The organism is Bradyrhizobium sp. MI1.3, from assembly GCF_055811695.1.
On the sequence record NZ_JBVVPQ010000024.1, the window covers coordinates 94320 to 109107 of the forward strand.

The window sequence follows — 14788 nt, forward strand, 5'->3', positions numbered from 1 at the left end:
ACAAAATTTGGGCCAAAACCCCATACCCCCCCTTATTTTCCGCGCCCCCAAAACAAAACAAAACCCCCGCCGCGGAAAGACTCTGGATTGCTTCGCTGCGCTCGCAATGACGTGGAGGAGAGGTGCCTCGTCTCAACCTTGTCCTCTTAAGCGCGACGGCAGAATACGTCCCGGGCACGCGCACAGATTGTCAAAGTTCCAGCCATATGCGAAGGTAGCGCCATTCCGTTTTCGATCGACGCATTGCAGCAATAAGCCATTTAGGAGCTTGATGTGAGCATTCTGGTCGAACTTCCTCCCGATCAATATGACCGACGGGCATTTGCAAAATTCAACGAGACATCAACCGGCTTTGATCTCGACATCGCTCGCGCGATGATGTGGATGTCGCAACTCGCCTACGAGACCCATGTGCCGGACACGATCAACAGGGTCTCTCCGTTCTTTGATCTGTCCGGTGTCAAGCTGCTGAGCCAGCCGGCGCATTCGACGCTGCCGCTGACCGACACGCGCGGGATCATCGCGAGCAAGGGCGACGCAACAATTGTCGCCTTCGCCGGCACCGACCCGCTTCATCTCCTGAACTGGGTCAGCGATTTCACGCTTGGCCGACCGAAGGCGTCCGTGCACCAGGGGTTCGTCGATGCGGCGGCAGCCGTGTGGGACGACGTGAAGAGCGCACTGGCGGCAGCGCTGGCGCGCAAATCACCGATCTTCATCACTGGGCACAGCCTCGGCGCCGCGATCGCGGTGGCAACGGTGGACTTCGCGCGGGAGCAGCTCCAACTCGCGGATGCGCAGATCTATCTTTACGGTTGTCCGCGCGTGGGCCGCGACGATTTCGTCGCACTCTACAACGGTACGTTCGGCAGGATGACCTATCGTCTCGTGCACGGCACCGACATCGTCCCGACCGTGCCTCCGCCCGGGCTTGGCTTTCATCACGTCGGCCGTTATCTCGCCTGTGCACGCGGCGCCAAATTCAGCGCCAGCCAGCTCACGACGAATGTTGGTTCGGATGAGCCAATGGCGAATGCTGGAATTGGTGAGCAGGTCCGCAATCTCCTCAGCGGCGTATCCGAGAACACGCGGTCGGATGTCGTCGGCAGGCTTACGGTGCTGCTCCCGGCGGGCATCGGCGATCACCTGCCCGATCGTTACTGTGCCGCGCTGACACCCGCCTAGACTCCGGTTTTGACGCGTTTTCTTCACGCGAGCCGGTATATCCACTTCGCCCGAAAACGCTCTAGTAGCACGCAGCCATCGCGCCGAGCTTTGGATAGAGCCGGTCGATCGCGGCGATCTCGCTTTTCATCTGGGCGGTGATCCAGTCGCGGATCTCGGCGGCGATGGGGCGCATCGGCCGGTTGCGCGGTGGCAGGAATTCGCAGATGCGGCGCGTCGTGGTGAGCGTGTCGGACGCCGGCACCAGCGCGCCCGTCAACAGCCAGTGCGAGGCGACCGTCAGCCATCCGAGCGCGATACCCTGGCCGAGCAGGGCGGCCTGCATCACGACGGCATAGTCCGTGAAGCTCAGCGCCTTGGCCGCACCGCGACGCCCGGTGAGAAGCGATGCGTAATCCGCGGCCCAGTCGCCCGGCGTCTCGGCGAGCCTAATGATGGTGTTGCCCTCGGCGGGATCGGTTTCGCCGAGATAGGCAGGGCTGCACATCGGCAGCATGACCTCCTTCATCACCAGCGTGCCGCCGGATGACGGCTCCTCGCGATCGCGGAAGCGCATGCCGAGGTCGACATTCTCCACCGGCCCGCGCAGCGCGCCGGAAATGAGCTGGAAGCGCAGATCGACCTGCGGAAATTGCTTCTGCAGCTTGTCGATGCGCGGCATCAGCCAGTGCGTGGTGAAGGCGGAGGAGACCGACAGCGTCACCGTCTCGGTGCCCTTGCGCCGCCGTTCGATTTCCACGAGTCCGCTCTCGATGCTGCGAAAACCTTCGAGCACGCGGCGATACAAGAGTTCGCCTTCCTCGGTGAGCACCGCACGTCCTGCTGTTCGGTCGAACAGGCGAACGCCTAGGTGCTCCTCGAACTGTCCGAGCATCCGGCTCACCGCAGGCTGGGTGACGTTCAGTTCGGCGGCAGCCGCCGTGAAGCTGCCATTGCGCGCCGCTGCGTCGAAGACGAACAAGGCGTTACTTGAGGGCAGCATGCGGCGCAGCTCGGGCATAACACCATGTTATGAGCCAGGTGAGAATTTGGCAATTGCCGAGTTTTGCCAAGTCTGGTGTCATTGGCGTCACAGCCTAAAGACAGGGCTTGCGAGCGAAGATGTTGGTGCGGTGCACGCTTCGACCGTGAGTGCTCAAATTTCCTGTCTATAAAGCAGGCTTATGGCGTGCAGTGAGGCACGCCGTTGCAGGGACATGGCGAGGTCGATCGTTGGACAAACGAGCGGAAAGCGTCGAGATCAGATCCGCGAGCAAGGCCTATGGTGCCGTTCGCGCCCTCGACGACGTGTCCCTCAATGTCGCCGCCGGCGAGTTCGTCTCGCTGCTGGGCCCCTCCGGCTCCGGCAAGACCACGTTGCTCGGCATCCTCGGCGGCTTCATCCTGCCATCGAGCGGAACGATCCTGTTTGGCGGCCGCGACGTCACCTGGATGCCGCCGCACAAGCGCGACATCGGCGTCGTTTTCCAGAATTACGCGCTGTTCCCGCATATGAGCGTCGGCGAGAATGTCGCCTTTCCCTTGCGCGCGCGACGGCTGCCGAAGGCGGTCTGGCCGGGCAAGGTGCGCACGGCACTTTCGATGGTTGGCCTTGCCGGCTACGAAGAGCGCGGTATCGCGCAGCTCTCCGGCGGCCAGCGCCAGCGCGTGGCGCTCGCACGCGCCATGATCTTCGAGCCGCGGCTGATCCTGATGGACGAACCGCTGTCCGCGCTCGACAAGCAGCTGCGCGAATCCATGCAGATCGAGCTGCGCGCGCTGCACAAGCGCATCGGCGCCACCATCATCTACGTCACCCACGATCAACGCGAAGCACTGACCATGAGCGACCGCGTCGCCGTGATGAAAGACGGCAGGCTGATCCAGATCGACGCGCCCGAGCGTCTGCACGATCATCCCGCGGATTCCTTCGTCGCAAGTTTCATCGGCGAAGCCACGATGCTTCCCGTGCGACGCGTCGATGCCTCCGGCGTTGCGCTCGGCAATGTGCTTCTGCGCAGCGCCCGCGCCATTCCCGACGGGGACGCGCTGATGCTCGCCGTGCATAGCGAAAAGCTGCTGATCGACGACGGCGCGCCGGACTCAGCCTGCAATCGGCTCACCGGCACGGTCACTGACATTGTCTATCAGGGCGAGAGCCTGCGCATCTTCCTGGCGCTCGCCGACGGCATCGTGCTCAGCCTGCGGCAGCCGAGCTACCACCAGGCCTACAGCCGCATCCCGCCACTCGGCGGCAGCCTCACCGTGACCCTTCACCCCGAGGACACCATCGTCGTACCCAGGGTGAGGGACTGAACCCAAGCCTTGTCCAACCGAGAGAAGAAGCCAAAATGTCGTCAGCAGCCTCGTTCAGCAATTTCAAGGTTCTCACCTTCGACGTCGTCGGCACCTTGATCGATTTCGAGACCGGCGTGCTCTCCGCGGTGCGCAGGATCTCGGGCAAGTCGCCGGCCGAGCTCAGCGACGACAAGATCTTCGAATCCTACAAGCGTGGCCGCGACAAGCACCATGAGCGTTCGAGCGAGGTGATGTTCCATGTCTATCGCTATCTCGCCAAGGAGCTCGGGCTGCAGGCCGATGACGCCTCCTGCGACGTGTTCCAACTCGCGGTGCTGCGCTGGGGACCGTTCCCGGATTCGGTCGAGGCTCTGAAGCGCCTGAGAACTAAATTCCGCCTGGTCGCGATGACCAACGCCGACCGCGTCGCGCTCTCCTGTTACGCGCATGCGCTCGGCAATCCCTTCGACGATACCGTTTGCGCCGACGAGACCGGCGTCGCCAAGCCGAACCCGGAATTCTTTGCCTACAACAAGGGCCGCCAGTCGGCGTTCGGCTACAAGCAGTCCGACATTCTGCACGTGGCGCAGAGCCAGTATCACGACATCGGGATCGCGCGGAAGCTCGGTTACAAGGTGTGCTGGATCGAGCGGCGTCAGGGCATGGCAGGCTTCGGCGGCACGCCGGCCGTGGAGACGCTGACCAAGCCGGACTTCCATTTCCCGACATTGAAGGCGCTCGCCGACGCGGCGATCGGGCCGGCGGTGTAACTTTGTGAGCGCGGAGATGACGCAGAACTGGGGCGCATTGCCGTCGGCCAACTCGCTGTGGGAAGCCACGGCGGAGCCGGCGCGCGCGTTTCCGGTCCTGTCCGGCGAGAGCCAGGCTGACGTGGTGATCATCGGTGCCGGCTATACCGGCCTGTCCGCGGCCCACCACATCGCCAAGAGCGGGCTCAGCCCCATCGTGCTCGAGGCCAACCGCCCGGGCTGGGGCGCCAGTGGGCGCAATGGCGGCGTGATCACCGCAAAATTCCGTCTCTCGTTCCGCGAGATCGACGCCGTGCACGGCCGCGCCATGGCGCGGCGAATGTACGAGATCGCGCATGAATCCACCGACATGGTCGAGGAGCTGGTCTCCGAATTCGGCATCACCAGCGCTCAGCTTGCCCGCACCGGCCAGGTCAAGGCCGCACACAATGAGACCACGCTGAAGGCCGCGATCGACGAAGCCAACTGGATGACGCGCGAGATGGGCTCCGCCGAGGTCCGTATTCTCGACAAGCGTGGCGTACGCGACGAGACCGGCTCCGACAGCTTCGTTGGCGGCGTGCTCAATCCCGGCTCTGGCGGCATTCATCCGCTGAACTATTTGCGCGGTCTCGCCGACGGCGTCGCGCGCCGCGGGGTGCCGATCTTCCAGGAGTCGCCGGTCGTAAGACTCCGGCGCGACAACGGCGGCATCGTCGCGGAGACGCCGCAAGGCGCGGTGCGGGCGAAGCAGGCGATCATTGCCACCAACAGCTATTCGGACCTGACGGATGCCACCGCGCAGATGCAGCGCACCCTGATTCCCTTCCGCAGCGCCATGGTCGCTACCGAGCAGCTGCCGCGCAATCTCGCGGGCAAGCTGATGCTGACGGGCCGCACCTACACCGAGACCAAGCGCATGATGCGCTGGTTCCGCATGGTCGACAATCGCGTCATCTTCGGCGGGCGCGGCGCCTTCGGCAGGCAGGACTCGGAAGCCGCATTCGATGCGCTGCGCAAGGCGATGGTCGGCATCTTTCCGGACCTGGCCGATGTGCCGCTCGCGTACAAATGGTCGGGCCTCGTTGCCATGACGCTGGATTCGGTGCCGCATCTCGGCCGGCTCGACGACCGCACGCTGTTCTCGATGGGCTACAACGGCGCGGGCGTCGCGATGTCGAGCCTGATGGGCCGCTATCTTGCCGCCTTCGTCCGCGGCGAGACACCGGAGGTCGGGCTGCTCGACGCGCGGCGCCTGAGGGCGATTCCGTTCTATCCGCTGCGCGAGCCCGCCGTGCGCATGATCGCCGGCTGGTACCAATTTCTCGATGCGATCGGACAGTGACATTCAATTGGTGACAGAGGAGGCGAGGATGACGACGAAACGAGATATTCGATTTGGCTACGCATTGTTGGGCGGATCGCTCGGATTGTTCGCAACAACCGGCACCGCCGCCGCTGCCGAACAGATCACCTTTGTCTCGCAAGGCGGCGCCTATCAGCAGGCGCAGACGGTGGCGATCCTCGATCCTTCCGCCAAGAAGCTCGGCATCACCATCAACCAGGATTCCATTCCCGATGCCTGGCCGGCGATCAAGACCCAGGTCGGCAGCGGCAAGCCGATCTGGGACGTCGTGGATACGCCGACCGGCAACTGCCTGCGTGGCGGCGAGCAGGGGCTGATCGAGAAGCTCGACTTCTCAAAGATTCCGAATGGCGCGGCGATGCCGGAATCCTATCGCAGTCCCTATTCGGTTTCCTACGAGTTCTATTCCAGCGTCCTGGCCTACAGTCAGAAGACCTTTCCGAAGGACGCGCCGAACAGCTGGGCCGATTTCTGGGACGTGAAGAAATTTCCCGGGCGCCGCGCACTGCGCAACCACCCGTTCGCCACACTCGAGGCGGCACTGATGGCCGACGGCGTCGCGCCCGACAAGCTCTATCCGCTCGACGTCGACCGCGCCTTCAAGAAGCTCGAAGAGATCAAGCCGAATATCACGGTGTGGTGGACCTCCGGCGCGCAGTCGGCGCAACTGCTCAACGACGGCGAGGTCGACATGGAGATGGCCTGGAACGGCCGCGTCAGCGCGGTCGCGAAGGAAGGCGCCAAGGTCGCCTTCACCTACAACCAGGGCGTTTTGCAAAGCACCTCGCTCTGCATCCTCAAGGGCGCGCCGAATCTCGAGACGGCCGTCAAGTTTCTCAACGAGGCCGTCGATCCCGTGCACCAGGCCAATCTGCCGCTGCATATCGACTATGGTCCGGGAAATCCAAAGGCGTTCGAGACCAACGTGATCAAGCCCGAGCGCGCCGCGCAATTGCCGAGCGAGCCGGCCAATGCGGCCAAGCAGGCGCTGATGTCCTACGCGTGGTGGTCGTCGCCAGCCGGCGAAGCGGCGGAGAAGCGCTGGGCGTCGTTCATGCAGAAGTAAGCGAAATCGCGATGAGCGCAAGTCGTGCCAGAGCTGACACTGCGCTCCCTCCCCCGCTTGCGGGGGAGGGTTGGGGAGAGGGTATCTCCGCGAGAAAGACTCCCCAAGAGGACAGAACCCTCACCCGGATCGCTTTCGCGATCCGACCTCTCCCGCAAGCGGGAGAGGTGCACCACCCGAGATGAGCGAGCAAATGCTGACGACATCAATGCCAGATCCCTCCCAAAAGCATCAGCGCCGCGAGCATGGGCTGATGCTGGCATTGGTGTCGCCGGCGCTGCTGGTGATCTTGGCTCTGATCGTGCTGCCGGTCGGCTGGCTCGCCTGGCAGTCGATCTACCATGACGGCTTCACGCTGGAGAATTATCGCCGCGTCTTCACCGAAGACATCTACTGGCGAAGTTTTGCGCTGACCTTCGAGATCAGCCTCGCGGTCACGGGGATCGCACTGCTGCTTGGCTATCCCGTGGCCTACCTCGCCAACTCGGTGCCGAAAGGATGGAGTATTCTCATCCTGTCGCTGGTCGTGCTGCCGTTCTGGACCAGTGTGCTGGTGCGGGCCTATGCCTGGCTGGCGCTGCTCCAGCGCACCGGCGTGATCAACCAGTTCTTGCGTTATCTCGACGTCACGAGCGAACCGCTCGCGTTGGTGCACAACACCTTCGGCACGGTGGTTGCGACGGTACACATCCTCCTGCCGTTCATGGTGCTGCCGCTCTATGCCACCATGCAGAAGATCCCGAGCGATCTCATGCAGGCCGGCGCCAGCCTGGGGGCGAGCCCGTCGCTCACCTTCGTTCGCGTCTTTCTGCCGCTGTCTCTGCCCGGCGTGCTCGCAGGCTGCACCATGGTGTTCGTGCTCTGCCTCGGCTTCTACATCACGCCGGAACTGCTCGGCGGCGGCCGCACGGTGATGGTGTCGATGCTGGTGAGCCGCAATGTCGAGCTCTACAACCAGTTCGGTGCTGCGAGCGCGGTCGCCGTCGTGCTGCTCTTAAGCGTGCTCGCGATCTTTTTCGCCGTCAGCCGCTTCATCTCGCTCGATCGCATATTGGGGCAGAAATGACGCGATTGTCGCCCGCCCGGATCGCCCTCTATATGATCAGCGCGCTGGTGCTGGTCTACCTGATCCTGCCGGTGCTGATCATCGCGCCGATCTCCTTCTCCAGCGCGCGCTTTCTGACCTTTCCGCCGCCGTCGTTCTCGCTGCGCTGGTATCAGCAGTATTTCTCCAACTCGGCCTGGATGCAGGCGACGCGGGTGACGCTGACGGTCGCGCTTCTGACCGTGTTTATCGCAACGCCGCTCGGCGTCGCCGCCGCCTATGGCATCAGCCAGTCGAAGCTGCGGATCATGCGGCTGATCCACATGATGCTGCTGTTGCCGCTGGTGGTGCCGATCATCATCACCGCGGTGGGCATCTTCTTCCTCTATGCGAAAGTCGGCTTGGTCGCGACGCTGCCGGGCCTGGTGCTGGCGAATGTCATGTTGGGCCTGCCATACGTCATCATCTCGGTGCTGGCGGGCCTGCAAAGCTTCGATCCGGCGCAGGAGATGGTCGCACGCAGCCTCGGCATGAACCGCCTGCGCAGCTTCTTCGCGGTGACCTTGCCGCAGATCAAGTCCAGCGTGGTCGCAGGCGGCATCTTCGCCTTCATCTCGGCGATGGACGAGACCATCGTCGCGCTGTTCATCTCCGGCGGCCAGTATCAGCCGCTGACCAAGCGTATGTTCACCGCGCTCCGCGACGAGATCGACCCAACCATCGCCGCCATCTCGACACTGATGACGGCGGCCTCGTTCATGCTGGTGCTGCTGGCAAGCGCTCGGCAGCGCAAAGGGGCATGACGGCAAGGGGCCTGCTCCCCGGTCGATGTCCGAGAGAGGCATGGCTGCCGCCGCTATTTTCTGGAGAGGCATGACGAGGCCGTAATGCCGGGCAGCGGTTTCGGCCTTGCACCTTGTTTCCGGCTGTCCTACGCCAGCCCGGAACAAAATTTTCGCGAAGCTGCGAAACGCATCGCCAAAGCCTTGAGGGAGCCGTCATGACCATTCGCAACACCCGCACCGGGGGCCAGATCCTGATCGATCAGCTGGTCGCGCAAGGCGTCGAGCGCGTCACCTGCGTGCCGGGCGAGAGCTACCTTGCGGCGCTCGATGCGCTGCACGACAGCCCGATCGACGTCATGATCTGCCGCGCCGAGGGCGGTGCCGCGATGATGGCGGAGGCCTATGGCAAGCTCACCGGCCGTCCCGGTATCTGCTTCGTCACCCGCGGCCCCGGCGCCACCAATGCCAGCCACGGCGTGCACATCGCGATGCAGGATTCCACGCCGATGATCCTGTTCGTCGGTCAGGTCGACACCGGCATGCGCGAGCGCGAGGCGTTCCAGGAGCTCGACTACAAGGCGGTGTTCGGCACCATGGCGAAATGGGCGGTCGAGATCGATCGTCCCGACCGCATTCCGGAGCTGGTCGCGCGCGCCTTCCGCGTCGCCATGCAGGGCCGTCCCGGTCCCGTGGTGATCTCGCTGCCCGAGAACATGCTGACCGAGACCGCAGCCGTTGCGGACGCCATGCGGATCGAGCCGGCGATGAGCTGGCCGGCGCCCGCAGATATCGAGCGCGTTGGCGCCATGCTTGCGGGCGCGAAGGCGCCGCTCGTCATTCTCGGCGGCTCGCGCTGGACCGATGAGGCGACCAGGAGCATCGCGCGCTTTGCCGAGCGGTTCGACCTGCCGGTCGCGACCTCGTTCCGCCGCGCGTCGCTGATCGACGCCGATCACTCGCATTATGCCGGCGACCTCGGCATCGGCCCGAGCCCGGGCCTGAAGGCGCGGATCGACGGCGCCGATGTCATTCTTCTCATCGGCGGCCGCATGTCGGAGATGCCGTCCTCATCCTACACGCTGCTCGACATTCCGACCCCGCGGCAGAAGCTGATCCACGTTCATCCCGGCTCCGAAGAGCTCGGCCGCATCTATCAGCCTGAGCTCGCGATCCAGGCCACACCCGCCGCGTTCGCGGCCGCGGTCGAGACGCTGAAGCCGGCCGGCGCCGTTGCCTGGAAGGGCGAGGCCGCCAAGGCGCATGCCGATTATCTCGCCTGGACCGACAAGGCGCGCGAGCTGCCGGGCACGTTCCAGTATGGCCAGGTCATGACCTGGCTGCGCGATCGCCTGCCCAAGGACGCGATCGTCTGCAACGGCGCCGGCAACTACGCCGGCTGGATCCATCGGCATCATCGCTTTCACAGCTTTGCCTCGCAGCTCGCGCCGACGTCGGGCTCGATGGGCTACGGTGTGCCGGCCGCGGTGCTCGCGAAGCGACAATATCCGGACCGTACTGTTATCGCCTTTGCCGGTGACGGCTGCTTCCTGATGAACGGGCAGGAATTCGCGACCGCCGTGCAGTACGACGCAGCCCTCGTCGTCATCGTCGTCGACAATGCGCAATACGGCACCATCCGCATGCACCAGGAGCGCGACTATCCCGGACGCGTGGTCGGCACCCAGCTCAAGAACCCGGATTTCGCGATGTACGCAAAAGCATTCGGCGGCCATGGCGAGCGCGTCGAGCGCACCGAAGAGTTCGCGCCGGCGTTCGAGCGTGCGCTTGCCTCGGGCAAGCCGTCGATCCTCCACTGCATCATCGATCCGCGTGCGATGTCGGTCGGCAAGGACCTTGCCCCTGCGGTGAAGGCATAGCCGATGCCGCAAGGCCGCCACGTCGCCATCATCGGTGCCGGCGCGGTCGGCGTGATCAGCGCGATCGAGGCGCTGCGCGAGGGCCATCGCGTCACGCTGATCGATCCGGGCGAGCCCGGTGGCGAACAGGCGGCGAGCTACGGCAATGCCGGCTGGCTCTCCTCGCATTCGGTGATCCCGCCGGCCGAGCCCGGTGTCTGGAAGAAGGTGCCGGGTTATCTGATGGATCCGCTCGGGCCACTCGCGATCCGCTGGTCTTATCTGCCGAAGGCGCTGCCCTGGTTGATCAAATATCTGCTCTCGGGCTGGACCGAGGCGCGGGTCGAGAAGACGGCATTTGCGCTGCGCGATCTCCTGAAGGACGCGCCGCTATTGCACAGGAAGCTCGCGGAGGAGGCGGGCGTTCCTGAATTGATCGAGCGTAACGGCGTGATGCATGTCTTCCCGTCACGCGGCAATTTCGACGATGATCTCGGCTGGCGCCTGCGCAAGCGCGTCGGTGTCGAATGGCTGGAGCTTTCGGCCGACGAGATGCGTCAGCGCGAGCCCGATCTGCATCCGCGCTACACGTTTGGCGTGGTGGTGGAGGAAGCCGGTCGCTGCCGGGACCCCGGAGCCTATGTCGCAGCCCTCGCGCAACACGCGCTGGCAAGCGGCGCCAAGCTTGTGCGGGCCAAGGCAATTGGGCTGAAACTATCCGGCAACAAGCTGGTGGCTGTCCTGACCGAGACCGGCGAGATTGCGTGCGATGCCGCGGTGATTGCCGCCGGTGCGCATTCGAAGCGGCTCACCGCATCCATTGGTGATCCGCTGCCGCTGGAGACCGAGCGCGGCTATCACGTCATGATCGAGAATCCGGAAGCAGGCCCGCGCAGCTCGATGATGGCCTCGGATGCGAAGATGGTGGTGAACTGGACCGACAAGGGTTTGCGCGCCGCCGGCACGGTCGAGATCGCAGGCCTCGAGGCCGCACCGAACTGGAAGCGTGCCGAGATCCTGCGCAATAACCTCTTCAGCATGTTCCCGAAACTGCGCACGGACATTCCGGCTTCGCGGATCAAGACCTGGTTTGGCCATCGGCCCAGCATGCCGGACGGACGTCCCTGCATCGGCTACGCGCGGGCATCGCGCGACATCGTCTATGCCTTCGGCCACGGCCATATCGGCCTGGTCGGTTCGGCCCGCACCGGCCGTCTCGTCGCCCAGCTTCTGAGCGGCAAGCCGCCGGAAATTCCGCTTGCACCGTTTTCGCCCGATCGTTTTCTCTGAGATCGCATCATGACCCATCCTGCCAACTCGCCTTCTCGTATCGCCCGCGGCGGCAAGGCCATCTATGGAGCACCGCTCGGCATTCTGATGTTGGAGGCGCGCTTTCCCCGCATTCCCGGCGACATGGGCAACGGCACCACCTGGCCTTTCCCCGTGCTCTATCGCGTGGTGAGCGGTGCCTCGCCCGAGAAAGTGGTGCTGAACGGTGCGGCCGGTCTGCTGCCTGATTTCATCGATGCGGCGAAGGATCTGGTGCTGCTCGGGGCGGAAGCCATCACCACCAATTGCGGCTTCCTCTCGCTGTTCCAGAAGGAGATCGCAGCCGCGGTCGGCGTTCCCGTCGCGACCTCGTCACTGATGCAGGTGCCGTGGGTGCAGGCGACCTTGCCGCCGGGCAAGCGCGTCGGCCTCGTCACGGTCTCAGGTTCATCCTTGACGCCGGCTCATCTCGAAGGTGCCGGCGTGCCGCTCGATACGCCGCTGGTCGGCACCGAGCACGGCAAGGAATTCTTCCGCGTCCTGATCAAGGCCGAGAAGGACGACATGGATATCGCGCAGGCCGAACGTGACGTGGTCGAGGCCGGCAAGGAGCTGGTCGCCAGCAACCCGGATGTCGGCGCGATCGTGCTGGAATGCACCAACATGCCGCCTTATGCGGCGGCGCTTCAGGCCGAAGTCGGATTGCCCGTCTATGATATCTATTCCATGATCACCTGGTTTCATGCAGGACTGCGGCCGCGCCAGTTTGGCTAGAGGTCGAGAAGTTGCCTATGGCTCCTCTTCCTTCTACCCTTGTGGGAGAAGGTGGCGCGAAGCGCCGGATGAGGGGTATCTCTCCGCGCATATAGATGCGGATGAGTGCACGGAGAGATACCCCTCATCCAAATGAGTTTGTATCTGTCAGCGGTGATGCCCTCTCCCGCAAGGGGAGAGGGCGCAGCCATGCGCATCGTGCGCTGTCCCACCGGCAGCGGAAGAGGCAGCTATACAATCCCTCGATACCTGATCGCGCCAGACGGTCAGAGCTTTCGCGCCTGAACATCGTTAGAGTGCCGCTCGAAATCCACGGAGACATGCGGTGCACAGCCTTCAATCCAATCCCGACACGCGCGCAGACAATTGGCCGTCCGAGCTCTACCGCATCCTGAAAGCCGCCGACGTGCGGCAGATGTCATACGTCCCCGATGCCGGCCACAGCCAGCTCATCAGCCTGTTCTCGGCCGATCGCGACGTCACCACCAACGTGCTGACGACGGAAGAGGAGGGCGTCGCCATCGCCGCCGGCGCCTGGCTCGGCGGCCAGCGCAGCGTGCTCTTGATGCAGTCGAGCGGGGTCGGCAATTGCATCAACATGCTGTCGCTGTCGGCGATCGGACGATTTCCACTGCTGATGCTGGTGACGATGCGCGGCGAATGGGCCGAGTTCAATCCCTGGCAGGTGCCGATGAGCCGGGCGACGCAGCCCTCGCTGGAAGCGATTGGTTTGAAGGTGATGCGGGCGGAGACGGCGGAGGATCTGGTCGAGACGGTCGAATCGGCCGCAGCGCTCGCCTACGATTCCGATCAGCAGATCGCGGTGCTGATCGGGCAGCGCCTGATCGGCAAGAAGAAGTGGTGATGCCAATGCAAGCTCAACTCGATCGCCGCGCCGCCGTTGCCGCGCTCCTGAAGAATCGCAAGGACACGCTGGTCGTCTCCGGCCTCGGCTCGCCGACCTATGACCTTCATTCGGTCGGCGACCACGACGGCAATTTCTATCTCTGGGGCGCCATGGGCGGCGCCGCGCTGATCGGGCTTGGCCTCGCGCAAGCCCAGCCGGGAAAACGCGTCCTCGCTTTGACCGGGGATGGCGAGCAATTGATGGGCCTCGGCGGCATCGCCACCATCGGAGTCGCGCGCCCGCGCAATCTCGACATCGTCGTGATCGACAACCAGCATTTTGGCGAGACCGGGATGCAGGCCAGCCACACCGGGCGCGGCGTCGATCTCACCGCAATCGCCGTGGCTTGCGGCTTTGCCGCTGCCGGAACCGTGCGGACGATCGAGGAGGTGCAGCGCCTCGCAACCCAAATCGCCGAGCCGGCCGATGGCCCGCGGCTGCTTGTCATCAAGGTTCTGGCGGAAAATCCACCGCGCTCGCTGCCCTCGCGCGATGCTGTCTTTATCAAGAACCGGTTCCGTGCTCATCTCGGCTTCGCGGCGGCCTGAGCCGGGTTTCTCACCCGGCGACAGTCTGCTGTGAAGCAGCTATCCTGGAGTGAGACCATGAAATTATCCGGCAAGGTCGCCGCCATCACCGGCGCGGCGCGCGGTATCGGCAAGGCTTGCGCAAAGCGATTTCTGGATGACGGCCTCAAGGTCGTCATTTCGGACGTCGATGCCGAGGGTTTGGCCGCGACGGCCGCCGAACTCGCGCGGCCGGATGCCTTGCGCACTGTCGTCGGCAATGTCGCCAAGCGTGTCGATGTCGACCAGCTGGTCGCAACGGCTGCAAGAGAGTTCGGCCGGCTCGACATCATGGTCAACAATGCCGGCGTCGCCCGCAACCGGGACCTCCTGGAGATATCCGAAGAAGAATTCGACGAGATCATCGGCATCAACCTGAAGGGCGCCTTCTTCGGCGTGCAGGCGGCGGCCAAGCAGATGATTGCGCAAGGTAGCGGCGGCGGGGTCATCATCAACATGTCGTCGGTCAATGCACTGCTGGCAATCCCGGCACTTGCGACCTACGCCATGTCCAAGGGCGGCATGAAGCAGCTCACATCAGTGGCCGCCGTCGCGCTCGCGCCGCACAACATTCGCGTCGTCGCGGTCGGGCCGGGCACGATCCTGACCGACATGGTGGCGTCGTCCATCTACACCTCGGAGGATGCCCGCAAAACCGTGATGTCACGCACGCCGGCCGGCCGTGGCGGCGAGCCGAGCGAGGTTGCCTCCGTCGTCGCGTTCCTGGCGAGCGACGATGCGTCCTATATCACGGGGCAGACGATCTATCCGGATGGCGGGCGGTTGATCCTGAACTACACGGTGCCGGTGAAGGAGAAGTAGGACTCGGAAGGTTGTCCCACACTCGCTGTCATCGCCCGGCTTGATGTTTAGACCGGACAGATCACTGACAGGTGTTCGGAGACATAGCTGACACATCAAAATGGGCTGGTCTGGTCGATTC

Annotated in this window: 14 protein-coding genes; 13 read left to right on the top strand and 1 reads right to left on the bottom strand. The window is 64.1% G+C overall.

Annotated elements, in window-relative coordinates; translation table 11 throughout:
- Nucleotides 1-273 precede the first annotated feature (273 nt).
- Nucleotides 274-1185 (top strand): lipase family protein, encoded by a 912-nt coding sequence (locus tag AC0L3A_RS19380; RefSeq protein ID WP_473255010.1) that lies wholly within the window; start codon nucleotides 274-276, stop codon nucleotides 1183-1185.
- 61 nt (nucleotides 1186-1246) lie between these two features.
- On the opposite strand, the gene AC0L3A_RS19385 is transcribed toward AC0L3A_RS19380, so the two are convergent.
- Nucleotides 1247-2185: a LysR family transcriptional regulator gene (locus AC0L3A_RS19385; RefSeq protein WP_007595822.1), complete on the bottom strand. Its 939-nt coding sequence runs from the start codon at nucleotides 2183-2185 to the stop codon at nucleotides 1247-1249.
- Between the two features lie 212 nt (nucleotides 2186-2397).
- Here AC0L3A_RS19385 and AC0L3A_RS19390 point away from each other — a divergent pair, with 212 nt between their 5' ends.
- The 12 genes from AC0L3A_RS19390 (at nucleotide 2398) to AC0L3A_RS19445 (ending at nucleotide 14667) form a co-directional block, all read left to right on the top strand.
- A complete protein-coding gene (locus AC0L3A_RS19390) occupies nucleotides 2398-3480 on the top strand; it encodes an ABC transporter ATP-binding protein (RefSeq protein ID WP_473255011.1) in 1083 nt (360 codons plus the stop codon).
- A gap of 35 nt (nucleotides 3481-3515) precedes the next feature.
- A complete protein-coding gene (locus tag AC0L3A_RS19395) occupies nucleotides 3516-4232 on the top strand; it encodes an HAD family hydrolase (protein WP_007595813.1) in 717 nt (238 codons plus the stop codon).
- A 16-nt stretch (nucleotides 4233-4248) separates the two neighbouring features.
- Nucleotides 4249-5556 carry an NAD(P)/FAD-dependent oxidoreductase gene (locus AC0L3A_RS19400; protein ID WP_354127246.1) on the top strand — a complete coding sequence of 436 codons (1308 nt, stop codon included), beginning with the start codon at nucleotides 4249-4251 and terminating at the stop codon, nucleotides 5554-5556.
- 28 nt (nucleotides 5557-5584) lie between these two features.
- Nucleotides 5585-6643, top strand: a complete 1059-nt coding sequence (locus AC0L3A_RS19405) for an ABC transporter substrate-binding protein (protein WP_007595811.1) — start codon at nucleotides 5585-5587, stop codon at nucleotides 6641-6643.
- Nucleotides 6644-6836: 193 nt separating this feature from the next.
- Entirely contained in the window at nucleotides 6837-7709 is an 873-nt protein-coding gene (locus AC0L3A_RS19410; protein ID WP_473255012.1) for an ABC transporter permease, read from the top strand.
- A complete protein-coding gene (locus AC0L3A_RS19415) occupies nucleotides 7706-8491 on the top strand; it encodes an ABC transporter permease (protein WP_219681238.1) in 786 nt (261 codons plus the stop codon). Before AC0L3A_RS19410 ends, AC0L3A_RS19415 begins: the two co-directional genes overlap by 4 nt.
- Before the next feature lie 197 nt (nucleotides 8492-8688).
- Nucleotides 8689-10350: a thiamine pyrophosphate-binding protein gene (locus tag AC0L3A_RS19420; protein ID WP_473255014.1), complete on the top strand. Its 1662-nt coding sequence runs from the start codon at nucleotides 8689-8691 to the stop codon at nucleotides 10348-10350.
- A 3-nt stretch (nucleotides 10351-10353) separates the two neighbouring features.
- Nucleotides 10354-11619, top strand: coding sequence for an NAD(P)/FAD-dependent oxidoreductase (locus AC0L3A_RS19425; protein ID WP_219681234.1), 1266 nt, complete (start codon nucleotides 10354-10356; stop codon nucleotides 11617-11619).
- A gap of 9 nt (nucleotides 11620-11628) precedes the next feature.
- The gene (locus tag AC0L3A_RS19430; protein ID WP_473255015.1) at nucleotides 11629-12372 is read left to right on the top strand and encodes an aspartate/glutamate racemase family protein; all 744 of its coding nucleotides are present in this window, start codon (nucleotides 11629-11631) and stop codon (nucleotides 12370-12372) included.
- Between the two features lie 325 nt (nucleotides 12373-12697).
- Entirely contained in the window at nucleotides 12698-13237 is a 540-nt protein-coding gene (locus AC0L3A_RS19435; RefSeq protein WP_007595796.1) for a thiamine pyrophosphate-binding protein, read from the top strand.
- On the top strand, nucleotides 13237-13827 hold the full coding sequence (locus AC0L3A_RS19440) for a thiamine pyrophosphate-dependent enzyme (protein ID WP_473255016.1): 591 nt from the start codon (nucleotides 13237-13239) through the stop codon (nucleotides 13825-13827). Before AC0L3A_RS19435 ends, AC0L3A_RS19440 begins: the two co-directional genes overlap by 1 nt.
- A 57-nt stretch (nucleotides 13828-13884) precedes the next feature.
- The gene (locus AC0L3A_RS19445) at nucleotides 13885-14667 is read left to right on the top strand and encodes an SDR family NAD(P)-dependent oxidoreductase (protein ID WP_473255017.1); all 783 of its coding nucleotides are present in this window, start codon (nucleotides 13885-13887) and stop codon (nucleotides 14665-14667) included.
- Nucleotides 14668-14788 lie beyond the last annotated feature (121 nt).